Here is a 1,896-nt window from a genome sequence, read left to right as displayed (position 1 = left end):
GTCCGACATCATGGCCGCCGCCGTGGAGTTCTACGCGAACAACTCCAACGACCTCGGCGACTACCTCGTGGGCGAGGAGGTCGTCCTGCAGTTCCGCCTCCGGCATCTCGATCATGCCGGCCAGGACGAACCACAGGACCCACGAGAACGTGAGGCCGGGACGCTCCTCCCACTCCCCGCGGGTGATCTTGCCCCTGGCGTAGCGCAGGGTGCGCTCCGCCAGTTCCTGCAACTGGGCCTCGGAGACCCATCGCAGGTTCCGGAACGACTTCCTGTCGAGGCGGAGTGCCTTCACGTCGGCCACCGTGGCGCGGTACAGCTGCCACTTGTGGCCGAGACCGAACGGGCCGTCCCCCCGCTTGCAGGGGTTGGCGCGCCACTTCGGCTCCGGGAACAGCGGGTTCAGCGACGTGACGGTCAGACCCGTCTCTTCGTTGACCTCCCCGTGGGCCGCTTGGTCGAAGCCGTCGAAGTCGTCCTTGACATGCCCGCCAACGCCGGACGCGCCCCGGCCGTCGGAGATGTCGCCGATCAGGACGCCCAGGACCGGATCGGTGATGATGACGCCGACGGAATGACCGTCACACCTTTTAGGGTGCGTATTTCGGGCAGCGCTCATGGCTGCTTCACTCCCTTTTGTTCTTGTTTGTCGGATATCTGGCGCGGCACGATGCCGCAGGTTGGACAGTCCAGGCGCGAAGGCTCCCCGCAATGGGCGCAGAGCGCCTGGTGGACGGCCCTGTCATCGCGGTGCGCAGACCGGTCAGAACGGTGCGCACACGGGTCATCGCCCGTCGTGAACTCGTCCGCCAAGGGAGGTTGCGGCTCGTCCGGACCAGCGGACGATCAACATCGCATCCCGAAATCCGGGCTGCCCTTGCGTCCGTCTCGGACGGCGTAAGGCGGGTTCAACGGAGAACCAACATGACAGAACCGATCTGTTCCTCCGGTCCGGAGGAGCGAGACATAAAGCTGCGCGCCTCGCAGGCGGCCGAGCCGGCACTGGTCGAGCCCAGCTCGATGCTGGGCCGGCGCGCGGAGGCCGAGTTCGCCGAGGGCTTCCGGGTCCTCGACCGCATCGGCCTGCCGACGGTCGCCGTGTTCGGCAGCGCTCGCACCGCACCCGGCACGGACGAGTACGAGCTCGGCGTCGGCATCGGCGCCGCGCTGGCCGCAGCCGGCTTCGCGGTGATCACGGGCGGTGGCCCCGGCGCGATGGAGGCCGCCAACAAGGGCGCGTTCCAGAACGGCGGGGTGTCGATCGGGGTGGGCATCGAGCTCCCCCACGAGCAGCACCTCAACCCGTACCTCACCGTCGGGATCGAGTGCCGGTACTTCTTCACCCGCAAGGTGAAGTTCGTGAAGTACTCGGACGCGATCGTGGTGCTGCCGGGCGGCAACGGCAGCCTCGACGAGCTGTTCGAGGCGCTGACCCTCGTTCAGACCAAGAAGATCCCCCCGCGGCCGATCGTGCTGGTCGGCGAGAAGTACTGGGGGGGCCTGGACGCCTGGATCCGGGGGACGATGCTGCCCAGCGGCAAGATCTCCCCGGGGGACCCCGACCTCTACACCATCGTCGACACGGTGGACGAGGTCATGGCCCTCATGCCCGGGCACACCGTCTCCTAGGGGGCGGCGTGAAGTAAGGGTCCCGCTCCCTGGGCGGGATCCCTGAGGTCACGCTGCCGGGCGGCCCGCTCACGGGCGCGTGCTGCCGCGCGTTCGATGATGTCCCCGTACACCCGGACCGCCTCGGGGTCCTCTTCGCGGACGCCCTTGCAGTACTGCGATTCCGGAACGATCGAGTCCATGAGCCTCTGATACGCCGCGATGGCTTCCTGGAGGCCGGGCTCCTCAAGGTTGGGGACGTGCCTGCGCTTAGACATTGAGGCCTCC

3 protein-coding genes are annotated in these 1,896 nt (G+C 67.8%); 1 reads left to right on the top strand and 2 read right to left on the bottom strand.

Translation table 11 applies throughout. The features are described 5' to 3' along the window. The coding region (locus AB0C69_RS41870; protein WP_360362399.1) for an NUDIX hydrolase at positions 1-619 on the bottom strand (619 nt) is incomplete at its 3' end. Between the two features lie 305 nt (positions 620-924). On the opposite strand from AB0C69_RS41870, the gene AB0C69_RS41865 reads away from it, so the two are divergent. Further along, a complete protein-coding gene (locus AB0C69_RS41865) occupies positions 925-1,629 on the top strand; it encodes a TIGR00730 family Rossman fold protein (protein ID WP_360362396.1) in 705 nt (234 codons plus the stop codon). Here the strand turns inward: AB0C69_RS41865 and AB0C69_RS41860 are convergent. Continuing rightward, on the bottom strand, positions 1,626-1,896 hold a 271-nt coding region (locus tag AB0C69_RS41860; RefSeq protein ID WP_360362393.1), incomplete at its 5' end, for a hypothetical protein. The genes AB0C69_RS41865 and AB0C69_RS41860 overlap by 4 nt on opposite strands.

The organism is Actinomadura sp. NPDC048032 (assembly GCF_040653175.1).
Classification (GTDB): domain Bacteria; phylum Actinomycetota; class Actinomycetes; order Streptosporangiales; family Streptosporangiaceae; genus Spirillospora; species Spirillospora verrucosospora.
Note: the sequence above shows the minus strand (reverse complement) of the source record. Positions and strands in the feature narration are given on the sequence as shown.